Source organism: Citrobacter telavivensis (assembly GCF_041807075.1).
Taxonomy (GTDB): Bacteria; Pseudomonadota; Gammaproteobacteria; order Enterobacterales; family Enterobacteriaceae; genus Citrobacter_A; species Citrobacter_A telavivensis.
This window is the reverse complement of the sequence record NZ_JBGUBF010000012.1, coordinates 1-20,214: the sequence shown is the minus strand read 5'-3', so window position 1 is coordinate 20,214 and position 20,214 is coordinate 1. Positions and strand designations below refer to the sequence as shown.

The window sequence follows — 20,214 nt, the reverse complement described above, 5'->3', positions numbered from 1 at the left end:
CTCTTTCGCCTTTGACGTCCGAGCATACAGTAATTATGCATCTTCAAAACTTGTTTTCAAGTCTTTTTTGCAAGTTTCTTTATTTTCGATGCCAAGTTCTGCAATTAACGTGAAGAAGACGGCAGAATTGAACAATTCAATGCACCAACGAACGCGATCTATACATTGCTTTTCAGTCAGAAAGGGAGCGTGATGGTACTGCATCCAACGCGCCATATCGTTAATGGTCTTGCGCCAGGTGTAATAATCCCTTCCGATCTCGTAGACGATGCTGTTTTTGGCGAAGGATTTTAGGATTACCCGTTCCATGAACTCAGCTTCTTCCTCATCACTGGCTTTCTCCATCAAATCAGAAAGTGACTTCTTAGGCCAAATGATAGCTTTTGCCTGAGTGATAAGTTGGTCACCGGAATATCCCATCTTGCGCAGTCCTGCCAGCACCGTAGTGATCCGCTCCTGCTGTTCGCCAGTCCAGCCGGTAAGAATCATCGACCACATTCCAGCACTGTCAGTAAGATGCTCCGTTCCGCTTCCGCCAAACTCTCGGCCCCACATGCCAAGCAGTGAGCGAACCCAGCGGTTTTGCGCAGGAGTGAGACGGCGGTATTTCCCAAGGTACGAACGGCGAGGAACCTTAGCCAATTCTGACCATGCAATATTTTTGTCTGCGCGTTTCATGCGGCTTCTCCTGCGGTCTGTTTTGTTTTTTGCTGCTGCTGGCTGTGCTTTGCTACTGGCGGCAACATGGCGCGCTTAACGCTTTCGGCCTGGTACCGGAGGAAGTCGATATGGTTCATGCGACCTCCAGTTCGGTGATAGTCAGTTCAAGCCTGCCGCCTTTGACGATCGGCATTCTCTTCACGCTGTAGTAATCAACCTGCTGGTCGTCGACCCAGAAACCGGATTTTGTCAGCGCGTCGAACGCAGCTTTTTGCAGGTTGTCTAGGTCGCGGCGGCGGCGATCCGGCATGTGGCACTCGATACGGATTTTCACCGGTGTGGACAGGCCGATATCCAGCATCGAGTCTTTGATGATTCTGGTGACACTATCGCGGTACGCCTGGCCTTCTGCGCTGATGTGCGTGCGCCCGCGATTATGCCGGTAGTAGCGGTTGTTGCTCGGAGGCCATGGCAATGAGATACGGTATTGGTTCATGCTTTCACGAGCCCCTCTTTCAGCCAGATAACCTGCGTGCGAGCCATGCCTTCCAGTGCACACTCTTTTGCGTATTCAGCATCGACAAGTCGTGTACGGCGATCAATCTCATCGTGGCAGCTGCTGCATGCGATGGTGGCGATCAGGTCAGGCGGCTTAATACCGGTGCCGCACAAACCGGCCAGGCGGATATGCGCCAGAACGGAAGTTTCAGGATTGCCATTGCACACGCCGGGAATACGCACCTGGCATTCACGACCACGAGCGGCTTTGCATAAATTAGCCACGCTGACCTCCGAAACGAGAAGCCCACTCCATAGCCAAACGTGATTCATCGCCCCATTTGACGTTGCGCTCTGCACCAAAGGCATGAATGAGTTCGATAAGGTCGCGCATTTGGCTGACGGTCATCTTACTGGTTGACTGGCCCAGAACCACGAAGCCGTCACCAGCCAGATTAGGCACCACTTCCTGCTTAACCAGCGCGGCGGTGAAGATATGTTTCCACGATTCAGATGAGAGTTTGCGACCATGCCATTCAACCTGGCGGCTGACGTCGCTCAGGCAACACCAAAGCTTCGCGTTCTGGTCGATGGAGCGCGTCATCTCTTTTATCTCAATGACGACCGGACGCTTCTCGTCAATCTGCAACTGATTAATCGCATTGATGACATTGGCGCGTATGTTGGTGTTACGGAGGAGATATTGCTGCCTCATACGCCACCTCCGCAGAGGTAAAACGCAGAATGCAGAAAATCGCAGGTGCCGCTAAGCATCTGTGACGGGTGAAGAGTTTCAGATTGTGGTCGCATTTAAGTCCCCTTAAATGCGCAGAAGTCACAACCGGGTGTTCAGGCCGACTGCGACTTAATTATGGCTGCTTGATAACAGAAAATCAAAACTACTTTTTGGCGTTTTGCTCCGCCATTTCGATGTAGCGCGGATCGGATGATTTCGGTAGCTTCAGGCTTTGCTCACGGTAGTAACGTACTCGCTCCATGAAATACTCGCGCAGGTGCTCTGGTTGCTCTCGCGCTACCTGTTCAGCGATAACCGGCATGTTCAGACGCTCTTTGTACGCCACGCCGCTTGCCGCTAAATCCACGTTGATTTTGTCCTGCTCATCTTTCGGTTTTGCTGCGATGTTCCAGTCTGACATGATGAATCCCCCTCGATGCTTTGAGAGGGATTATACATCACAGTAGGGCTGCTTTACGCTCTGCTGGGGATTTAGGCATCAGCCTTCATCCTTATCAGGTTCTTCCAGTGCGTCACGGAACTCCACCGCAACAACCTTCCCGCCGAACGCCTCCATGTGAGCATGCACAGGAGGCTCTTTGCCATCTTCAAACTCAATGACGAAAGTTAACTTAGCCATCACTTCACCTCCCGCCATGCCCGCTTATTACATCTCGGGAAGCGTTCTAGCCTCCATATCCAAATCATCCACAACATCTTATTAAATTCAGGTAGTGCCCGATAATCATCAGCACTCATTTCGAGGGCCTTGAGTCGCCACTCTGTCACCTTGACCACCCGCCACAGCATCACCATACAAAACAGAGTGCAAACAATAAGGAAACCGAAAAAAAGATAAGTACTCACCTCACTCCTCCTGCTGCGGTGCTGCTGGATATGTGCTACCAGCCTGTCCGGGTTCGTTACTTCCAGAGCAATCATTCCTGTGGTCATTTGCACGAGGGCAGCGCTTGTTGCCGCAATCAGGGCATACGACAAAACGCATATCTGTAACGGTCACTGGGCGGCAGGTTCTGCACCAGCAGTCAGTCGCCCCATTGAAGTTAAGATTTACCGGATTGGTTGACGTTTCCGATTTTTCCCGAAAATTGTTGGTTGACGAATTCCCGATTTCCCGAAAATGTGGTGCTGCTGGCAGTGGCATCCAGTGGGTTATAAAGCCCCGCCACCATTGACGAAGATACGTAACATTCCATACGCCAACCTTGAAACCTCCATCTGGCCATTTTCCATCTGCATACAGCACTAGATATCCTGTAGCGCCACCATCTGGATCGTTCGTTTCATCAGGAAGTCGCTCACTGCAAGCCACCCAACCATCCGGAATCACCGGAGAGTTGCCATCGGAGAATGGCATATCCGGGCCCTTGCGTATAGCCTTTGCAAGCTCTGTCGGGTCATCGTAAAGCCAGTCACCTGTTTGCGGATGATTGGCCTCTGCCAGTTGCGCCGCCCATTCAAGGCCGTCTTTGTGACCTTGCAGATAGCCCAGCGGCAACTCATCACGATTACTTACAGGTTGGCTACCCTGAAGCATGGCGGCGCGACAGGCGTCAATATCGCAAAAAATTTGACCTGCCAGTTTGAACCCAGCCATGCCCCAGTCAGTCGGAGAGTAAACGACGGCGCCCTGATCGGATACGAACAGATACCCAACCGGTTTTAATTCTGGCGATACCGAAGCTGGCTGCGGTAACTGTGGTGCTGCGTATAGTGGCCTTACTTCGCAGCCCTCCTTCAGCGCTTGCCTCATGCCATTTTCTGTAACGCTAACCCACAACCCATTTACGCCAAGGAATTGCCATCCTTCAGGCTCCTTCTCCATGCTGGCGAGTAGTTGGCGGGCCATTTCCTCGATAACTTCGCTATCGCATACTACCAATAAATTCGTCATGTGCATTGCACACGGCTTGTACATCGCTTTTCTTGCAAGCTCTGCGATTTCTTCCAGGCGTTCTTTGGTGAATTTGGTCATGGGTTAGTCCCTCTCCACGTTGAGCAAGTCGTCGTAGTCGTATTCAGTTTCAGAGCCGTCAGTGCCGAACAGGGTCACGATGTCATCCTCCATCCAGAACGACTTCACCGTGTAGCGCTTACCTTCATGGGTGATCACCACATCACCCGGCTCAACGTCTTCTGCTCGAATCTTGAATTTGTCAGCCATACCCTACTCCCCCGCCTTAGTGATGATGCCAGCGGATACCAGTTCTGCGGTGTTGACATCCTGCTGTCGGCAGTCGCATTCAATCTCAATAGGCTCGCCCCATGGCTGCGTACCGCCACTATCAGCCATTCCTGTTCCGTTGCATTTCGGGCATAGTTTTTCCTCAAGCGCATTCAGTAACGTACGGATCTCATGTTGTTGTGCTGCTATCATGGAATCTTTGGCTTCCAGCTCATCCAGCAGCGCCAGCACGGTGGCGGGGTTGGCTGCGGAGTTAAGCGCGTTCAAGGCAGTGATATCTGCATCAAGCTGAGTTCCTTCTGCCAGTGAGATATCGAAAATGTCATCAGGCGGCATAACACTAAGGCGCTCATGCGCGCCAACTGCTGCCTCGGCGATTTCACGTAACGCGCGTTTGTCGATGTTGCTCATTGGGCGGCCTCCTGGCGAAGCTGGGCGGCGAAGTCGTCAGCGTTTTCACCCGAGACCCACCAGGAATCCCTGGTTTCTGAAGAGTGGGCACGCTTCGACTCTTCTTTGCACTTTGAAGCGAACATAGCCACACCCTGCGCCTGAATCCTTTTTAATACCGCATCAGTTTCCGGAGTGAGCAGGTTTAAAGACTCGTCAATAGCAGTAGCAAGAGCACCATCAGTACCGGTTTCAAATACCTCTGCTACCTCTTCGATGCTCTGTTTCAGGCAGGCATTCTCCGCAGCCAGCGCCAACTTCGCTTCTCGCTCTGCATCGAGCTGCATCTGCAGATTCTCGATAGTCGCATCAGCAGCACGGAACTTGCGCTGAGACTCTGCAAGCTTCTGCTCTAACTCTGTGAAATTACGCACCAGGTATTCGGCGTTCGTTTCGTTAACCTTCATGTCGCCAGGCAAGCATTTGCCACGCAGAAAACCTTCCATCTCAAATAATTTCATACCCCTACCCTCCCCCAAACCATCAATACTCGCTTCATCGCCGGACTGTTCCGGCACTCCTGGCAGATCACGTTCACCGACTCAGCACGGCGGCCTGATTTCTTTTTTGCCTGCGCCAGCGAATAAACTCGGTGACCTTTTGGGCCTTCAAACTTCAGTTCGCCAGAGTTGACCATCACCGAAATAACGCTGGAGATACTCCGGTAACTGGTACCCATGGCCTCAGCAATTTGAGTAGCTCCCAGTTTGCTGCCATCACTCAGTACGGATGCGATCCGCGCCGGATAACTCTCATCACTCACTCTGCGTGCTGCAGCACTGCTGAATGCGCCATTCAACGCCCGGTTCTTCAGGTGGAGAGCGCCAGCGCCTTTTCGCCATTCCTGGTAGTCAGCTTCACTGGTGAAGTATCCGAAACCAGCCATGCTGAAAATCATCCCCAGGCCGCGCAGTGCAGCAATTTCCCGATCTAGACCCTTACCACTGATGCCAATCACCACGATGAGGTCAGCGCGCTTAACAGGCTGGTTAGCGGCCACGTAATCAACGATGCGTTGTTTTAAGCTGTCCATCTCATACCATCCCGTTCGACTTGTTGCGGTTGTACTTCGCCTGGAGCAGCTGTATCGGCGTCGGCCCGTGCTGGGCAGCCGGTGCTGCAATTGCCCTGCGCACTGGTGGCACTGGCTTACCCTCAGCGACACGCTTCGCCCACATGTCCAGCAGATCACCTGCCTCGCGTGCCAGCTCACCATGCGTTAACTGGCGTTCCGTGCTGCGGTGCCGCAGTTCTACGCAGATGTGGTACATGACCGGCTGCGACCAGGGGAATTGTTCGCTGGAGGTGAATTCGAACGAGCGGTTACGCCAGTCCCAGTATTCGGCGATCACCTGGTCAACTGTGATACCCAGCGCCCCGCCACTCTGCTTGCACCAGGCGACGAACTGGCCCGGCGACGGCAGGAATGGACGCTCCTGGCGGCGGGCAATGCGCATACCGGCATCAACCTGAGCCATTGAGTGGATCCCGTTCTCCTGAAACGCCAGCAGCCACTGACGGCGGAATTCGTTCAGGTCATCCTGGGTGCGGAAATTCGCCATGCTGGCCGGGAAAGCCGCTCGAAGCTGGTTGAACAGCTCGTTGAAAATCTGCGCCGTTTGTTCGACCTGCGGTCGCTCCTGGTACTGCTCTGGCAGGTTATGAGCCATGCGGCGCATCTGCTCGCGGTCGAGATTGTGCATCTGCTCTGCAAGTGTTTTCATCGAATCACCCCATAGGCCCAGTCAGTGTTGTTGAAGTCCAAATCCTGTTTAGCGGCTGGTTTAACCGCGAACTTTGGCTTGAATAGTCCCTGATATCCGTTGGCGATACTGGTGTTAATCACATCGACCGGGTTATGCCCTTCGTCCAGACACTCTCTTAGCAGCTTGAAGGCCTTGGTAACGGTCAGCTCCGTTTTGATCGGTTTGCCTGACTGCTTGCGGTAGGCTACCCATTCCTCCCAGGCTATTGGATTGAGCCACTCAGGAACCAGAATACTCAGCGGATCAAACTTGTCCTTCCCCCTTGGGGGATTAGAGGGGGTATTAGGTTTTATATTTGTCTTTGGAATAATGTCTTTGGTGTTCCCTGTTTTCAGGGATACCTCTCCCTGATTTTGGGGATGGTTATCCCTGTTTTCGGGGATGGTTTTTATGGTGAAATTGGCATCCCTGTTTTCAGGGATGGTGATAACTTGCGTTACTAATTCAGGTTGAGAGAAATTAACCGGGCACTTTGCGCATTTCGGTTTCGTATAAGCCCATTTATCCAGACAGGTATTAATCCCGATGTAACGTGTTTGCCCGATTCTGCGCATCTTGATGATGTTGCGATAGACCAGGCTGAGCACAGCTTCAGAAACGTGCTTGACCGCCAGGCTGGTTTTATCAGCAATGAGGCTGTTGGTGATCCGGTCTTCTTTTTTGGACCAGCCATATGTCAGGCGAACTATCGCATTCAGTACGCGAAACTCACGACCCGAAAGCTCTACGATACACAGGGCATCCTGAATCTGGTTGGCAAGGCGAAGATAGCCATTGTCCAGATCAGCCATGCGATTCTCCTGCTGCGCCGGTTCTGGCACAGGGAATTTGATTACTTCAGCAGTGTTTGCCATAATTACTCCTGTGAATTGATCCAGTTAATTCCACCTGAGAGCCCTTTCTGTTCCCGCAGAGGGGCTTTCGACTTTTTGATACTTCCCATCACATAACCCCTAGCATCGAAGTGACCATCGTCATCAACGGCCCTACCTGCTCCGGCATGAGGCGGAACAGCGAGGCTATACCTTCGCTTACCTCTTTCAGCTTCTGATGCTCAGGCGCGCCGAGGAGTACAGCCTGCTTAGCCTCAGCGCACTCTTTCATCGCAGAAGCAATCAGAGACATCGTGTCGTTCTGTGGAAGCAGCCGCGTACGGTATTCAAGGGGAAGGACAGCCATAATCGCTGGCGTCAGCTGGCGAACGTTCTCGCGGTACTGTTCGGAGTCGAAACGGTTATCCAGGAAGCGAAACAGCTTCTGGCGCGCCCGGCTGATGTCGTCCGGAAAGCTGATGGCAGTCCCGCCCTGCTCCCGGTATTCGTTGATGATCAGCGCCGAAACGACGTCCTGATTGTCCAGCGCCGATGACCATGCCCGGACCGCATCGCGGATCTTTTCGTGGTCTGGCGCCGCTTTAGCTTGAGCGCGGTTTATCATCGCTCCCGGGTGTATTCCGGTATTGTGTTGATACGCAAGTGAATGCATTGCTTTCCCTTTCGTGGTTAGGGCCGCCGGTCAGGCGGCTGTCGATTCATTTTTAATTCGGTCAGGGTTTGCAGCCTGTAGTAGCCACTCTGCCGTAAACTGCCCTTTTGATGCGTCAGCCAAAAGCTGTGAATAGTTGGTTTTCTCTGTGTACTCAGTGCGAGGCAACGCCGCGTTCTTTACCCACTTGTGAATAGCAACATTCGACAGACCACATAGGCGTGCCGCTGCGGTTTGTCCGCCTACAGCTTCGATTGCAAATTGCATTGGGTTCATAGTGTTTTCCGTTAACTATATTAACTACGAGTTAAGGTTATATCTTAACTGACAGTTATGTCAACTCTAATTGATAATTAACACATGGTTAAAAAAGACGATTTAAAAGAAGAATTCTCGAAGAGACTTCGCGCTGCATTGCTTGATGCTGGCGTGGGTGGGCGTGGGCAGGCTGGCAGGATCAGGGAAGCTATGAAGTCCCAAGGGATTGCTGTATCTGAGCCCGGGATCTGGAAGTGGCTTAACGCATCAGCAATACCAGACCAAACCAATATCCTTGCACTTAGCCGCTGGCTTGGGGTTCGCCCTGAGTGGCTGGAATACGGAAGGAATGATCCTGAACCTGAACTGCACAGGGTATCATCCATCCCGCCTGAATCTGAGTGGGGAACTGTCGACGCTTGGGACAAAAATACCCCCCTACCTGACGATGAGGTGGAAGTACCGTTTCTGAAGGATATCGAGTTTGCGTGTGGTGATGGGCGTGTTCATAGCGAAGATCATAACGGCTTTAAACTGAGGTTCTCCAAGGCAACGCTTCGCCGGGTAGGAGCTAACACCGATGGTTCTGGCGTTCTGTGTTTCCCGGCAACCGGTGACAGCATGGAGCCAATGATTCCAGATGGAACCACTGTGGCTGTGGATACAAATAACAAACGCGTTGTCGATGGAAAACTTTACGCTATTGGACAAGGCGATGGTGGTGAAGGGCAACTAAAAAGAATTAAGCAGCTCTACAGGAAACCAGGCGGAAAGCTAATTATCCGCAGCTACAACAATGAGGCCTACCCTGATGAAGAAGCTGACATTGATGATGTTGAGATAATCGGCCGCCTCTTCTGGTACTCGGTATTGCTGTAGCGGTGGCCTGATGAGACGTTTTGGTGAAAGCATATAAGGACTGGTGATGGAAAACACTGGCTTACACGATGTTAATTTTTCACTTAGATATGACGGTTTGGATGCTGAAAAGCATGAGATTGAACTTTCTTCGCTCGGTGAATCGCTAAAGGGATTTTCGAAGATATTAGCTACAGCTGGAACCTTCGCATTAACCCAAAAGTACTCGCGAAGCACCTCAACTCAAGAGGTTAAAATTTACGCTACCGAAGCTAGGGCCAATTGTTTTTCTCTTGATACTGTCATGAATTTTATCAGTCAGTCTCAATTGTTCTCAGGGTCTGCGGGGGCTATACTTGGCGCATTAGTGCCTTATATCTTCGCTAAAAACTCGCAGAAGAAAGAGGAAATGAAATACCTAAAAGAAGCACTTGAGAAGGCAATTGAGGCCCTCGGAAATAAAGATAAAGATACCATCTCAGGTCTAATCTCAGTGATTGACAAGATGGCTAGTGAGTTACGCCCATCAGTTAGACAGGCAGTTTCCCCCATCGGTACCACCTGTAATAAGATAAGCGTCACACCGGGGAATGGTTTCAAGCCTGCTGTAATTGATGAGCAAGATAAAGCAGTAATAGACCAGTTGGACGACGACGAAGTTCTTGGCTTAAGGGAGTATCGAATCTTCCTTACTGAATTCGACGCTCACCGAATGACCGCTAAAGTCATTATAGAAGGTGATGATTCAGATAAGCGCATCTCAGCACAAATAAGCGATCCATCTGCTTCAAAGGCAGACAACCCGTATCTCATTTCACTTAGTCGTTTTCTGTCAACGGGTCTAAGTCATGAGTCAGCGGTAAAAGTAACTGCCAAAGCAGCAGTTAGAAAAGGGGCTATTAGTAAACTTTTCATAGTTGATATTGAGCTTTAACAACCTGCCACCGCGCCGGGTTTTTTGTGCCTACTTCACAGCTTTACTACCCTTCCTGACTATCTCCGCCGCATCCCTGTTCACCCCCTTCCCTATCACGTTTCCCGTTTCCTTCCGGTACCGTTCCAGCTTGTCGATGATGTTTTGCTGGGTCATAGGTAAATCTGCCAGTGACAACTCCATGACCGCCCGCCCCATGGCGTGAACCATCATGTTCACTCTTTCTTCATCCAAGCCCATTACCCACTCCTTTTTGATGTTTTTTTCAGCATATCACATGCCAAGCAAATCCATAACCAAACTAAATTAACCAATAAATCATAACCTTAATAACCAACACAGAAATAATTAACCATTGGTTATTGACTGAAAATAACCAATGGTTAATAATCAATCCATCGAAACGAAACATCGACAGCTGAGCGAAGTTAGCCAGCGGCGGACAGCAAGTCGCCTGCTTCTTTAACAAATCAGATAAGCAACACAATCACCCGGATCGCTCCTGGCAAATTGAACAGAGCGCCCAATAGGATTGAGGCAGGTGTGTAACGCGCGGCGGGTATAGCACACGCAGAGGATGACGCTCCGGTGATGGTTGGTTGCTCAGTTCCCGAACATCGGGGAATCAACATAGAGGAGTTATTCCAATGAAGCACTAAAGCGGATAGACCGCACTTTGTTGCCTCTTCAGGCAGCGTGACGACGGCGTTCATACGGTCGGGTTCCCACGGCGGCGTAGTGAGGGAAAGGAAGCGTAAAGCATCACTGAGTGACCGGTTAGCGCCCGGTTAACGCGTAAGCAGCTTCAAATGTGACCGGGTGACCGGCGCTGGCCACTGCGAGAGTGTGGCGAAGTGCTTTGGGATTTGATGAATGCGCAGGCTGATGCGCAGGGGGACGTGACTGACTCCCGAGGATAGCTAAGCAAATAAGTCAGCTCCAGCCGCCTAAAAAGCGCCTTATGCCGGAGATCAGCACCGGCCATCCAATCGCCAAAGCATTTCTCCCGCATCAGCGGGTAACGACAGAGGGTAAGGTGATGAAAAGTGCATATCCAATGAAAAAGATTGGTCAGGTTTACGAATGCCCACTCGATGGCACTCTTCTTGAGGTCACTTATGCATGGAAAGATGGCAGCTCAATGATGAGGCACTTAAATGGAAGTCGATCTGGGATGGAAGACTGCATTAACGGTCAAAGCATTTTCAAATTGGTGAAAGATGTCGAATAGGTCGCTTAGGCGCCCTTTTTTATGTGTACATACAGAGGGTTAGGTATGGATGAATACTTCGTGCATGGCGCGATTGAGCGCGATGGTGAAGTTGAGCGGGTGAGTGATGAAGAAGCGAAGTTCTGGACGGTTTACAAGCGCATTGGCGAGTTGAGCTATGCGGTGTTCGACTGCTGCACAAGACCTGATGCAGAGTCGGCGTCGAATCTCCTCAACAAGTTGAAAGCAGCATCTGAATGACCCTCTCCGGAGGGTTTTTTAATGCCTCATACCTCAGTCGCTTCACCGAGGCGGCTTAGTTATGACAACCGGCGGCCATCCACCGCCCATTAGCGCAGAAGTCATGTTTAACGTTCGGCGGCGCGGCCTTAAGCGCGGAGATGATTATGAAAATTCAGGCAGGCGGACCAGCATTCCCATACGTACTTGTTAACAACTCCAGTGATCCAATGAACACCTTCGGTATTGAACTGGCTCCCGGAAAGACGGCTGACTTTGGCGGCATGACGCTGCGCGACTACTTCGCAGCTAAGGCTATGCAATCCGCGCTACTGGCATCAAAACAGAACCATGAAAGTTCTTTTGAAACTTTCGCTCAGTCTGTTGCAGAAGTCGCCTATGACGTTGCAGACGCAATGCTTAGCGCCCGGGAGGCATCATGACAGTCACCCACAACGGCAAGCAGTACACCGCCAAAAAGCTCAACGATAACGAGTGGCAGCTGACGTCGGTATCGAAACCACGCGAAAAGCTGACGATGAACCGCTGGCAGATGCATATCGCTGGCCTCCTGAAACAGGTTGAGGTGAAGGTATGATGCACCACTACGGCACCACCCCGCTCATTCGCCAGTGCGTCACGCCCGGCATGATGGCAATGCATGAAGGCCGAACCTATCGCGTCTCAGCAGTCATTCAGGAGCGCAAATGGGTTTACCTGCACACCGATGCAGAAATCATCCGCCTTAGTAACTGCGTGATTGACGTCCTCCTGGACGGTCACGGTAACCCTATCCAGCACTAACCACCCTATTCAACCGATCGGCCTGGCATTACGCGGGCGGGATCTGCACATCCAAATTTCAGGAGAAACCATGAGCGAAGTAACGGATTTAGTCGTCATTGAGAAACAGAGCGCAATGGCAGTATTCACCACCAAAGAGCAGCTCGACCCGATTATTGAGGCGATCGAGAAAGAAGCTCGCAGCCTGGTTCCGGATGTTTCGACCCGTAAAGGCCGCGACGCTATCGCATCCATGGCGCACAAGGTTGCCCGTTCCAAAACCTACATCGACAACGCCGGTAAAGATCTGGTTGCCGAACTTAAAGCCCTGCCGAAGCAGATCGATGAAAGCCGCCGCATTGTTCGTGAGCGACTTGACGCGCTTAAGGATGAGGTGCGCAAACCACTCACTGAATGGGAAAACGCCGAGTCGGCAAGAAAGGACGCATTGCAGCAGCGGCTTGCTGATTTGCGATCCCTGGCTGATGTGATTGATGGCGTGGGTAGCTATCTGCCGTCAGTTGAAATTCAGCAGCGCATTGAGTCAGCAAAAGCCGTTGCACTTGATGAAAGCTGGCAGGAAGCAGCAGCTGAAGCTGGCGTGGCTAAAGACGCCACCATCCAACAACTCGAAGCTGCCCTAATCGTCGCAAAGCAGCGTGAGCATGAAGCTGCAGAGCTTGAGCGCCTTCGTAAAGAAGCGGAAGAAAAAGCTCGACTGGAACGTGAGGAAAATATTCGACGGGAAGCAGCTGAACGGGCCCGCCGAGATGCCGAAGCGAAGCACAAAGCGGAGATTGAAGCCGCAGCGCGCCGTGAAGCTGAAGAGAAAGCACGTGCAGAGCTGGCTGAACGCCAGCGCGTCGAAGCCGAACAGCGTGCGGCACGCGAGAAGCAGGAAGCAGAAGCCCGGGCAGAACGCGAAAAAGCCGCGGCAGTGGAAGCTGAGCGCCTCAAGGCAAAACAGGCAGAAGAAGCCCGCCTGGCCGAAGAGAAGCGCAAAGCTGAAGAAGAAGCGCGCCGCGCCGCAGACAAAGAGCACCGCCGCACCATCAACCGTCGCGTCATCGCCGACCTTATAGCTCATGGTATCCCCGAAGAATTCGCGCAGAAAGCAATGCTGGCTATCGCTGGCGGAAAAGTGCAGGACGCGCACATCAAATATTGAGGCAACCATGAACGCATACCTCACTTACGACCGCATCGAAGATCGGCGTTGGGCTGATCAGCAGTTCACCGACGAGAAGGAGAAGTGGATCGACGACCGGGCACAGCAAATCATCGACATGATGCCAAAAGAGCCGTCCGGCCTCTTCCACTTCTCGGTCCCGATTGACTCCAGCCCATACGAAGGACTTCGCAGCGATAAAGCTGGCGAAGCCTACAACGATTTCATTTCGGCAGTTGCTTACGCCCAGGCGGAATACGACTGGGAGCACCGTACCGGCTGCCCGTTTTAACTTTGAGGGATTTAACAATGAGTACTGCACTTTCCACCATGGCCGGGAAACTGGCCGAACGCCTCGGCATGGATGCCGGTACGGACCTGATGAATACGCTGAAGAACACAGCATTCAAAGGCGGCAACGTAACGGACGAGCAGTTTACAGCCCTGCTGATCGTTGCCAACCAGTACGGTCTGAACCCATGGACCAAAGAGATTTACGCCTTCCCCGATAAAGGCGGGATTGTCCCGGTCGTCGGAGTCGATGGATGGGCGCGCATTATCAACGAGCACCCACAGTTTGACGGCATGGAGTTTTCTTACGACAAGGAAGAAGGCGCGTGCACCTGCAAGATTTACCGCAAAGATCGTAAGCACCCGACTATCGTCACCGAGTACATGGGCGAGTGCAAACGCAACACTCAACCATGGCAGTCCCACCCTACCCGTATGCTACGTCATAAAACGCTGATCCAGTGCGCTCGCCTGGCGTTCGGCTTTGCTGGCATCTTCGACCAGGACGAAGCTGAGCGCGTCATTGAAGGCACGACCGCAGAAGTTCAGGTTGGTCACGAGTCTGATACGCGCAGACCGGAACTTATTGCAAAAGGTGAATCTGCTGCGCGACTCGGTTCGGCCAAATATGAAGAGTTTTGGGTGGCCCTGACCCCTGAAGAGAAACAAATCATCGGTGCGGCAGAAAAACGCCGCATGTATGACATGAGCCTTGCTGTCAGCAACGCATCGCCGGTTGATGCCAATTGCGTGGAGGAGGAATGATGGAACAACGTACACCAGAATGGTTTGCCGCACGCTGCGGAAAAGTTACAGCCAGCCGTCTGGCTGATGTCATGGCACGCACAAAATCAGGTTATTCAGCCAGCCGGCAGAACTATATGGCCGAGCTTATTTGCCAGCGGCTTACCGGTAAACTGGAAGAAGGATTTTCCAATTCCGCGATGATGCGCGGTACAGAACTTGAGCCAGTGGCGCGCGAGATGTACGCGCTCAACGAATTCGACGCCATTATCACTGAGGTAGGACTTGTTGATCATCCGACAATATCCGGTTTCGCTGCCAGTCCTGACGGGCTGGTTAACGATGATGGGCTTATCGAAATTAAATGCCCGAATACATGGACCCATCTTGAAACGCTGAAAACTGGCGAGCCAAAGCGCCAGTACATGCTGCAAATGCATGCGCAGATGATGTGCACCGGACGGAAATGGTGTGATTTCGTTAGTTTCGATGATCGTCTGCCGCCTGACCTCGCCTATTTCAAGAAGCGCATTCACCTCGATGAAGCCTTGGCGCGCGAAATCGAATCTGAAGTTAAGAGCTTCCTTGTAGATCTGGAATCGGAGATTCAGAAAATCAGGATGCATGGTAAAGCGGCATGAACAACTCACCATGGCAACCGTGGGAAAACCTGTTCCTGCATGAAGTTGGAAGGACAATGCCGGTAGCGGTTATTGCTGAAAAGCTCGAGCGCTCAGAGAAGGCAGTCAAGAGGAAGGCGGATCGCCTTGATATAAAGCTCATCAGTCGAATGACCGGTAGACGCTGGACCAAAGCCGAATTATTCCTTCTCAGCCGGTTTACTCCTGAAGAAGTCGCCGCGGCAACCGGGCGCTCCATCTACTCCGTACGCAGTAAATTACAGTCTCTGACCAGAACGTCAGGAGGAAAAGTCATGCCTGAATGGACAGCAGAAGAAATTGCATACCTGTGGCGGCACACAAACGCAGAGGTCGCAGAGATTACCGGTCGGAGTATCGAAGAGGTCGGAGATAAACGGCTGCAGGTGAATATTGAGCGGAATGGCTGGGACGTTAAAGACCCGGAACGGGAGGTTGTATGAACATCACCACCATTCCGAAAGAAATTAGCGATTTAATTCGTACTGGCGCGTTGTTCGTATCTAACCACTCAGGCGGAAAAGACAGCCAGGCGATGCTGATCAAGTTGCTTGATGTCATCCCGGCGCGCCAGCTCGTCGTTGTACATGCGTCGCTTGGCGCAGTTGAATGGCCAGGTGCGCTCGAGTTGGCTCGTGACCAGGCGAAGGCTGCTGATCTTCCGTTCGTCGTCGCTACCGCACACAAAACTCTGTTGGAAATGGTCGCACGACGTTTTGAGAACCGTCCGGAAGTACCAAGCTGGCCATCCGCCAGCACCAGACAATGTACCAGTGACCTGAAGCGCGGTCCTATCCAGCGTGAGGTGAGAGCCTACGCAAAGGCTAACGGTTTCAAGGTGATCGTCAACTGCCTTGGTCTGCGCGCTCAGGAGTCGCCTGGCCGCGCAAAGCGTCAGGCGTTCCGCAAGAACGAGACGGATTCCAACTCGGTGCTGACCTGGTACGAGTGGTTGCCTATTCATGAGTTGAACGCAGGCGAGGTGTTTGCCTCCATCCGCGAGGCTGGTCAGGAACCACACTACGCTTACGCGCTGGGAAATGAGCGTCTTAGTTGCGTGTTCTGCATCATGGCTAGCCGCAACGACCTGAAGATCGGAGGGGCGCACCACCCTGAGTTGCTGGAGCAGTATGCGGCGTTGGAGGGGAAGACGGGTTACACGATGCACATGAATCGCATCCCGATAAAGGAGTTGGCTGCATGACATATCAATTGCATGTTGGGCGCTGCGAGGAGGTTCTGAAAGCGCTGCCAGATAACTCTGTTGACTCTATCGTGACGGATCCGCCGTACGGCCTAAATTTCATGAACCACAAATGGGATTACGACGTTCCCTCCGTTGAGCAGTGGCAGGAATGCCTGCGAGTTCTTAAGCCTGGCGGACACCTGCTGGCTTTCGGTGGTTCCCGCACCTATCACCGACTTGTAGTTAACGCGGAGGATGCTGGTTTCGAAATACGCGACCAAATCCTCTGGATTTACGGCAGTGGCTTCCCAAAATCGCATAACCTCGATGGTGATTTTGATGGCTGGGGAACGGCTCTGAAGCCTGCACACGAACCGATAGTCATGGCTCGCAAACCATTCAAAAAAACGGTGTCGGCTAACATGGCAGAGCATGGTACCGGCGCAATCAATATCGACGCCTGCAGGATACCGACCGCCGAGGCGCTTAGTGGTGGCGCTGGAGGCCTGCTTTCTCATCAGCGTGACGGTACCGAACCGGTTGGCGAATACGAACAGGCACCGGAGGGGCGCTGGCCAGCAAACATCATTCACGACGGTAGCGATGAAGTGATCGCCTGCTTCCCTGCCAATGCTGGCGCAGCAGCACCAGTAACCGGACGCGAACCGTCTGCAGCGTCAACTGGCCAGGTGCTGGGCATGCGAAAGCGCGTGGCTACCGTCCACCACGGCGACAAAGGCAATGCGGCGCGCTTCTTCTACTGCGCCAAGGTCAAACCGAAAGAGCGCGATGAAGGCCTCGAGAAATTCATTGCTACATCAGCCAGCGACATGACCGGTGGACGCAAGGAAGGAAGCGTCGGCATTAACGACCCGCGCGCCGGTGCCGGGCGCACCAATGGCGCGAGGAACAATCACCCCACCGTTAAGCCGATCGCTTTGATGAGTTATCTCTGCAGGCTGATTACTCCGCCTGGCGGTACCGTGCTTGATCCGTGGATGGGCAGCGGAAGCACAGGCCGGGCAGCCATTGAGGAAGGCTTTAACTTCATCGGTATCGACCTGAACCCGGATTACGTGACCATTGCTTCTGCTCGAATTGCTCACTCCTTCAAAAAGATGACGGAGGCAGCATGACGCCAGCAGCTTATTACAACGAAATCGATCCGTATGCGGCGCAGTGGCTGCGTAACCTGATCGCCAGCGGTCATATCGCGCCAGGCGAAGTAGACGAAAGGAGTATTGAAGATGTCACACCTGACGACCTCAGAGGATTTACCCAGTGCCACTTTTTCGCCGGGATCGGCGTCTGGTCTCATTCCCTGCGTCTCGCCGGATGGCCTGACTATAAACAAGCCTGGACTGGCTCCTGCCCGTGCCAGCCTTTCAGCGCGGCAGGCAAAGGAGATGGGTTTGCTGACGAGCGGCACCTTTGGCCCCACTTCTTCCATCTCATCAGCGAGTGCAGACCTCAGCATGTCTTTGGCGAACAGGTTGCAGCAGGTAACGCAAACGCATGGTTCGACCTTGTACAAGCAGACCTGGAAGGAATGGACTACGCCTTCGGGCTTGTGCCGTTTACGTCAGCGGGCGTCGGTGCGCCGCACATCAGAGAGCGGGCCTACTGGGTGGCCAACGCCAGTAGTGGGAGATGCGACGGGTGGACCGAGACCTGCAGACAAAAAGCGCGGACCGGCGCCGGGATTGCAATCGGCGTCGGCATTGGCGGGCTGGGTAACTCCAACGTCACGCGACTGGAAGGACTCTGCGGGAATGACAGCACAGCGGGAAGGGAAAGAGCGGCTGGATCAGTTACCACGCCAGGCTTTCATGACTGGTTGGCCTACGCCGACAACAAACAACACCCGATCGCCATCAGTGGATGCGGCCATGAACATGTATCGACAGGACGGCAGCAAGACCCAGCAGCGTTTGCAGGACTTCGCAGGGATTTCCGGGCCCTTGAGGTTAACGGTTTTTGGCGAGATGCGGACTGGCTCTTATGTCGAGATGGCAAATGGCGTCCAGTTGAACCCGGCACATTCCCGCTGGTTGATGGGGCTGCCGCACGCCTGGGACGAGTCGAGCCCGGGTTGGCAAGAGTGGCAAGCAGCAACCGCGTCGGCAGACTCAAAGGTTACGGTAACGCCATAAATGCACAGGCTGCGGCTGAATTTATCCGGGCCTATATGGAGGGGTTATGACGCCAGAACATCAAAACATCATCCGATCCCAGGCACGCAAATGCATCGTTGAATGCAAGGCTGCCATCGCCGCTAATCCGGGGAATCGCGATTCAGTGACTCGACCAATCATCCTTCGTCATTACGACAAGATAAAAACCATCTGCCAGCCATTCTCCCTATTCCTCGTCACTATCGGCCAGATTAACGGCATTCTGAAGGAACGTTCCTCATGAACAGAGCCTCACCAGTTGATTTGAGGAAAAGCCTCGAAATTGCCAATAACCTCGCTCACATCGGCATTCGCTTTGTTCCGATCCCGGTGGTGACCGAGGAAGAATTCCAGACGCTGTCTGCCGAGCTATCACGGAGGCTTGAGCAAATGGCGGTCGAAGCCGAGAAGAATGAAGGCGGTGCAGTATGAAAGAACTAATCACCAGGTCGCTATCGCGGCCTTTTTTATTACTGGCGTTCACCTTCAACCGTATTAACCGACAGTTCCGGGAGCATTGACCATGGCAGACATCATCGATACCGCAGCAGAGATTGAAGAGCTTCAGCGTAACGCTGCCCTTTCCGCTCACCACAGCAACAGAAACGCCGTATCAGCAGAGCATTGCGTTGAGTGCGGCGATGACATCCCGGCTCCGCGGCGCGCTGCCGTTCCTGGCTGCCAGACGTGCGCGGAGTGCCAATCTGTTATCGAGCTGAAGAGTAAGCAGAGGGGCCATCCATGAACAATCGACAAGCCCGACGACTGCTTGGTGCTCACATCAATAACACATATCGAATCAGCAATAGACGCTGGTTGGTATGGGGTAGCAATTGGCCTTTTGTTTGGGAGCACGCAAAGCCATCACCTCGGCAGAAAAGAAAGACTAAAGAGGTTTCTGCATACCGCGAGGAGTTAAAACGCAGTCAGGAGTCAGCCAATGTTCCAGCTAATTCAACGGGGTCAGATTTACGCTGACCAACACGGTTGGCCCGTCATCATCCATTCCGTCACATCACAGATAGTCCGCTACTGGCGACAGGGCTGGATAAACACCGCTTCAATAGACCGTTTTAACAATGATTTTGAGCACCTCGATCACCGTGAGGCGACACAGATACGCGCCGAACTGGAGACGAGCGAGCACATTAAATCGCTGCGCGCTCAACGTGCGGCATGAGGAGAGAATATGAAGGAATTACATTTTTATGGCGCAAGTGATGACCTTTTCGAATGCGAGGGTGCAATTCGCGAGGAAATTGGCTGCCTTAACAAACCTGGCATTTATCACCTGAAATCTGGCGAAGGTGAAATGCAGGTAGTCGGTTATTACCTCGACTCCGGGTTGTGGAGCGTAGGTATCAGCCAAATTGCCGAAGACGTGCCGCTGCCAGCATGGCCTGTGCAATATCAGGTGCACGAAAGTGGATATAGCTCATTACTCACCATTCAAGTTCCTGACGATACCACGTTAAAAATTGAAGACGAATGACGCAACTGATAGCCAGTTATGAGCTGGCTATTGGGTGCGAAAGCCCGTTATCCCTTTTCCCCGGCCTCGTGCCGGGTTCTTTTTGTCTGGCTTCCAGGTTCGATTCCCAAACCGGAGATAAAACCCATGCAACACCAATTACAACCCGACTCACTGGTTGATCTGAAATTCATCATGGCAGATACTGGTTTCGGAAAGACCTTCATCTATGACCGCATCAAAGATGGCACTCTGCCAAAAAGCAGACTCATCCACGGTCGAGCCCGCTGGTTATATAGTGAGCATTGCGCATTCAAAGAAAAGCTCCTGAATCGCCATGATGGGTAAAACTGCGGGTAAAATAAAATCCACTTCTGAAAAATCCCTTTCCTAACAATCCCCTGCCATGCCAATTCGATGTATGCAGGGGACACCAT

38 protein-coding genes and 1 pseudogene are annotated in these 20,214 nt (G+C 52.6%); 21 read left to right on the top strand and 18 right to left on the bottom strand.

Translation table 11 applies throughout. The annotated features are described in order from the left end of the window. Positions 1-33 precede the first annotated feature (33 nt). The 17 genes and pseudogenes from ACERJC_RS24255 to ACERJC_RS24180 all read right to left on the bottom strand — a co-directional run bounded on the left by ACERJC_RS24255 (position 34) and on the right by ACERJC_RS24180 (position 8,077). The gene (locus ACERJC_RS24255) at positions 34-678 is read right to left on the bottom strand and encodes a DUF1133 family protein (RefSeq protein WP_373672677.1); all 645 of its coding nucleotides are present in this window, start codon (positions 676-678) and stop codon (positions 34-36) included. Then, entirely contained in the window at positions 675-797 is a 123-nt protein-coding gene (locus tag ACERJC_RS24250; RefSeq protein ID WP_112001838.1) for a PPVAKH motif-containing phage-derived small protein, read from the bottom strand. The genes ACERJC_RS24255 and ACERJC_RS24250 overlap by 4 nt, the downstream gene beginning before the upstream one ends. Beyond that, positions 794-1,156: a crossover junction endodeoxyribonuclease RusA gene (gene rusA, locus ACERJC_RS24245; RefSeq protein ID WP_373672676.1), complete on the bottom strand. Its 363-nt coding sequence runs from the start codon at positions 1,154-1,156 to the stop codon at positions 794-796. Before rusA ends, ACERJC_RS24250 begins: the two co-directional genes overlap by 4 nt. Further along, positions 1,153-1,443: a DUF1364 domain-containing protein gene (locus ACERJC_RS24240; RefSeq protein WP_015964709.1), complete on the bottom strand. Its 291-nt coding sequence runs from the start codon at positions 1,441-1,443 to the stop codon at positions 1,153-1,155. The genes rusA and ACERJC_RS24240 overlap by 4 nt, the downstream gene beginning before the upstream one ends. Beyond that, a complete protein-coding gene (locus ACERJC_RS24235) occupies positions 1,436-1,873 on the bottom strand; it encodes a recombination protein NinB (RefSeq protein WP_200100320.1) in 438 nt (145 codons plus the stop codon). Before ACERJC_RS24235 ends, ACERJC_RS24240 begins: the two co-directional genes overlap by 8 nt. A 184-nt stretch (positions 1,874-2,057) precedes the next feature. Continuing rightward, positions 2,058-2,315: a DNA polymerase III subunit theta gene (locus ACERJC_RS24230; RefSeq protein ID WP_198447833.1), complete on the bottom strand. Its 258-nt coding sequence runs from the start codon at positions 2,313-2,315 to the stop codon at positions 2,058-2,060. Positions 2,316-2,393: 78 nt separating this feature from the next. After that, positions 2,394-2,534 (bottom strand): hypothetical protein, encoded by a 141-nt coding sequence (locus ACERJC_RS24225; protein WP_373672675.1) that lies wholly within the window; start codon positions 2,532-2,534, stop codon positions 2,394-2,396. Between the two features lie 228 nt (positions 2,535-2,762). Further along, complete coding sequence (locus ACERJC_RS25545; protein WP_444861460.1) at positions 2,763-3,227, bottom strand: DUF551 domain-containing protein; 465 nt, start codon at positions 3,225-3,227, stop codon at positions 2,763-2,765. Next, positions 3,203-3,890, bottom strand: a pseudogene (locus ACERJC_RS24220) (hypothetical protein); the annotation flags it as partial. The pseudogene ACERJC_RS24220 and the gene ACERJC_RS25545, both read right to left, overlap by 25 nt. 3 nt (positions 3,891-3,893) lie before the next feature. Further along, the gene (locus ACERJC_RS24215; RefSeq protein WP_373672674.1) at positions 3,894-4,079 is read right to left on the bottom strand and encodes a hypothetical protein; all 186 of its coding nucleotides are present in this window, start codon (positions 4,077-4,079) and stop codon (positions 3,894-3,896) included. A gap of 3 nt (positions 4,080-4,082) precedes the next feature. Beyond that, the gene (locus tag ACERJC_RS24210; protein WP_373672673.1) at positions 4,083-4,511 is read right to left on the bottom strand and encodes an ead/Ea22-like family protein; all 429 of its coding nucleotides are present in this window, start codon (positions 4,509-4,511) and stop codon (positions 4,083-4,085) included. Then, positions 4,508-5,011, bottom strand: coding sequence for a YfdS family phage-associated protein (locus tag ACERJC_RS24205; protein ID WP_373672672.1), 504 nt, complete (start codon positions 5,009-5,011; stop codon positions 4,508-4,510). The genes ACERJC_RS24210 and ACERJC_RS24205 overlap by 4 nt, the downstream gene beginning before the upstream one ends. Continuing rightward, on the bottom strand, positions 5,008-5,583 hold the full coding sequence (locus ACERJC_RS24200) for a hypothetical protein (RefSeq protein WP_063452516.1): 576 nt from the start codon (positions 5,581-5,583) through the stop codon (positions 5,008-5,010). Before ACERJC_RS24200 ends, ACERJC_RS24205 begins: the two co-directional genes overlap by 4 nt. 1 nt (position 5,584) lies before the next feature. Continuing rightward, on the bottom strand, positions 5,585-6,274 hold the full coding sequence (locus ACERJC_RS24195; protein ID WP_373672671.1) for a replication protein P: 690 nt from the start codon (positions 6,272-6,274) through the stop codon (positions 5,585-5,587). Further along, entirely contained in the window at positions 6,271-7,170 is a 900-nt protein-coding gene (locus ACERJC_RS24190; protein ID WP_373672670.1) for a replication protein, read from the bottom strand. Before ACERJC_RS24190 ends, ACERJC_RS24195 begins: the two co-directional genes overlap by 4 nt. 88 nt (positions 7,171-7,258) lie before the next feature. Next, positions 7,259-7,801 (bottom strand): toxin YdaT domain-containing protein, encoded by a 543-nt coding sequence (locus tag ACERJC_RS24185; RefSeq protein WP_373672669.1) that lies wholly within the window; start codon positions 7,799-7,801, stop codon positions 7,259-7,261. Positions 7,802-7,831: 30 nt separating this feature from the next. Then, positions 7,832-8,077: a helix-turn-helix domain-containing protein gene (locus tag ACERJC_RS24180; protein WP_023277195.1), complete on the bottom strand. Its 246-nt coding sequence runs from the start codon at positions 8,075-8,077 to the stop codon at positions 7,832-7,834. 84 nt (positions 8,078-8,161) lie between these two features. Here ACERJC_RS24180 and ACERJC_RS24175 point away from each other — a divergent pair, with 84 nt between their 5' ends. Next, positions 8,162-8,938 carry a LexA family transcriptional regulator gene (locus ACERJC_RS24175; RefSeq protein ID WP_252066651.1) on the top strand — a complete coding sequence of 259 codons (777 nt, stop codon included), beginning with the start codon at positions 8,162-8,164 and terminating at the stop codon, positions 8,936-8,938. 46 nt (positions 8,939-8,984) lie between these two features. Beyond that, positions 8,985-9,851, top strand: coding sequence for a DUF7946 domain-containing protein (locus tag ACERJC_RS24170; RefSeq protein WP_147692221.1), 867 nt, complete (start codon positions 8,985-8,987; stop codon positions 9,849-9,851). Between the two features lie 30 nt (positions 9,852-9,881). On the opposite strand, the gene ACERJC_RS24165 is transcribed toward ACERJC_RS24170, so the two are convergent. Continuing rightward, on the bottom strand, positions 9,882-10,091 hold the full coding sequence (locus ACERJC_RS24165; protein ID WP_175136094.1) for a hypothetical protein: 210 nt from the start codon (positions 10,089-10,091) through the stop codon (positions 9,882-9,884). Positions 10,092-10,812: 721 nt separating this feature from the next. Here ACERJC_RS24165 and ACERJC_RS24160 point away from each other — a divergent pair. From ACERJC_RS24160 to ACERJC_RS24070, 19 genes are all read left to right on the top strand, one after another. Then, on the top strand, positions 10,813-11,082 hold the full coding sequence (locus ACERJC_RS24160; protein ID WP_373672668.1) for a hypothetical protein: 270 nt from the start codon (positions 10,813-10,815) through the stop codon (positions 11,080-11,082). 21 nt (positions 11,083-11,103) lie between these two features. Continuing rightward, positions 11,104-11,322, top strand: a complete 219-nt coding sequence (locus ACERJC_RS24155) for a hypothetical protein (protein ID WP_373672667.1) — start codon at positions 11,104-11,106, stop codon at positions 11,320-11,322. A 146-nt stretch (positions 11,323-11,468) separates the two neighbouring features. Further along, positions 11,469-11,744 (top strand): hypothetical protein, encoded by a 276-nt coding sequence (locus ACERJC_RS24150; RefSeq protein ID WP_373672666.1) that lies wholly within the window; start codon positions 11,469-11,471, stop codon positions 11,742-11,744. Beyond that, positions 11,741-11,899, top strand: coding sequence for a hypothetical protein (locus ACERJC_RS24145; protein ID WP_373672665.1), 159 nt, complete (start codon positions 11,741-11,743; stop codon positions 11,897-11,899). The genes ACERJC_RS24150 and ACERJC_RS24145 overlap by 4 nt, the downstream gene beginning before the upstream one ends. Further along, positions 11,896-12,105 (top strand): cell division protein FtsZ, encoded by a 210-nt coding sequence (locus ACERJC_RS24140; RefSeq protein WP_373672664.1) that lies wholly within the window; start codon positions 11,896-11,898, stop codon positions 12,103-12,105. Before ACERJC_RS24145 ends, ACERJC_RS24140 begins: the two co-directional genes overlap by 4 nt. Positions 12,106-12,175: 70 nt before the next feature. After that, positions 12,176-13,252, top strand: coding sequence for a coiled-coil domain-containing protein (locus tag ACERJC_RS24135; protein ID WP_373672663.1), 1,077 nt, complete (start codon positions 12,176-12,178; stop codon positions 13,250-13,252). Between the two features lie 7 nt (positions 13,253-13,259). Then, positions 13,260-13,544: a host nuclease inhibitor GamL gene (gene gamL / locus ACERJC_RS24130; protein WP_373672662.1), complete on the top strand. Its 285-nt coding sequence runs from the start codon at positions 13,260-13,262 to the stop codon at positions 13,542-13,544. Positions 13,545-13,561: 17 nt separating this feature from the next. Beyond that, positions 13,562-14,308: a phage recombination protein Bet gene (bet, locus tag ACERJC_RS24125; RefSeq protein ID WP_373672661.1), complete on the top strand. Its 747-nt coding sequence runs from the start codon at positions 13,562-13,564 to the stop codon at positions 14,306-14,308. After that, complete coding sequence (locus tag ACERJC_RS24120; protein WP_373672660.1) at positions 14,305-14,928, top strand: lambda exonuclease family protein; 624 nt, start codon at positions 14,305-14,307, stop codon at positions 14,926-14,928. Before bet ends, ACERJC_RS24120 begins: the two co-directional genes overlap by 4 nt. Then, complete coding sequence (locus ACERJC_RS24115; RefSeq protein ID WP_373672700.1) at positions 14,925-15,389, top strand: hypothetical protein; 465 nt, start codon at positions 14,925-14,927, stop codon at positions 15,387-15,389. The genes ACERJC_RS24120 and ACERJC_RS24115 overlap by 4 nt, the downstream gene beginning before the upstream one ends. Next, positions 15,386-16,150 (top strand): phosphoadenosine phosphosulfate reductase domain-containing protein, encoded by a 765-nt coding sequence (locus ACERJC_RS24110; RefSeq protein ID WP_373672659.1) that lies wholly within the window; start codon positions 15,386-15,388, stop codon positions 16,148-16,150. Before ACERJC_RS24115 ends, ACERJC_RS24110 begins: the two co-directional genes overlap by 4 nt. Continuing rightward, positions 16,147-17,268 carry a DNA-methyltransferase gene (locus tag ACERJC_RS24105; RefSeq protein ID WP_373672658.1) on the top strand — a complete coding sequence of 374 codons (1,122 nt, stop codon included), beginning with the start codon at positions 16,147-16,149 and terminating at the stop codon, positions 17,266-17,268. The genes ACERJC_RS24110 and ACERJC_RS24105 overlap by 4 nt, the downstream gene beginning before the upstream one ends. Then, on the top strand, positions 17,265-18,335 hold the full coding sequence (locus tag ACERJC_RS24100) for a DNA cytosine methyltransferase (protein WP_373672657.1): 1,071 nt from the start codon (positions 17,265-17,267) through the stop codon (positions 18,333-18,335). The genes ACERJC_RS24105 and ACERJC_RS24100 overlap by 4 nt, the downstream gene beginning before the upstream one ends. Next, a complete protein-coding gene (locus ACERJC_RS24095) occupies positions 18,332-18,550 on the top strand; it encodes a hypothetical protein (RefSeq protein WP_373672656.1) in 219 nt (72 codons plus the stop codon). The genes ACERJC_RS24100 and ACERJC_RS24095 overlap by 4 nt, the downstream gene beginning before the upstream one ends. Beyond that, positions 18,547-18,738: a DUF1382 family protein gene (locus ACERJC_RS24090; RefSeq protein ID WP_373672655.1), complete on the top strand. Its 192-nt coding sequence runs from the start codon at positions 18,547-18,549 to the stop codon at positions 18,736-18,738. The genes ACERJC_RS24095 and ACERJC_RS24090 overlap by 4 nt, the downstream gene beginning before the upstream one ends. A 91-nt stretch (positions 18,739-18,829) precedes the next feature. Further along, positions 18,830-19,051 carry a TraR/DksA family transcriptional regulator gene (locus ACERJC_RS24085; RefSeq protein WP_373672654.1) on the top strand — a complete coding sequence of 74 codons (222 nt, stop codon included), beginning with the start codon at positions 18,830-18,832 and terminating at the stop codon, positions 19,049-19,051. Between the two features lie 195 nt (positions 19,052-19,246). Then, positions 19,247-19,486 (top strand): DUF4222 domain-containing protein, encoded by a 240-nt coding sequence (locus ACERJC_RS24080; protein ID WP_373672653.1) that lies wholly within the window; start codon positions 19,247-19,249, stop codon positions 19,484-19,486. Between the two features lie 9 nt (positions 19,487-19,495). Continuing rightward, on the top strand, positions 19,496-19,798 hold the full coding sequence (locus ACERJC_RS24075) for a hypothetical protein (protein ID WP_373672652.1): 303 nt from the start codon (positions 19,496-19,498) through the stop codon (positions 19,796-19,798). 126 nt (positions 19,799-19,924) lie between these two features. Next, positions 19,925-20,125, top strand: a complete 201-nt coding sequence (locus ACERJC_RS24070) for a helix-turn-helix transcriptional regulator (RefSeq protein ID WP_111925777.1) — start codon at positions 19,925-19,927, stop codon at positions 20,123-20,125. The last annotated feature ends 89 nt before the right edge of the window (positions 20,126-20,214 follow it).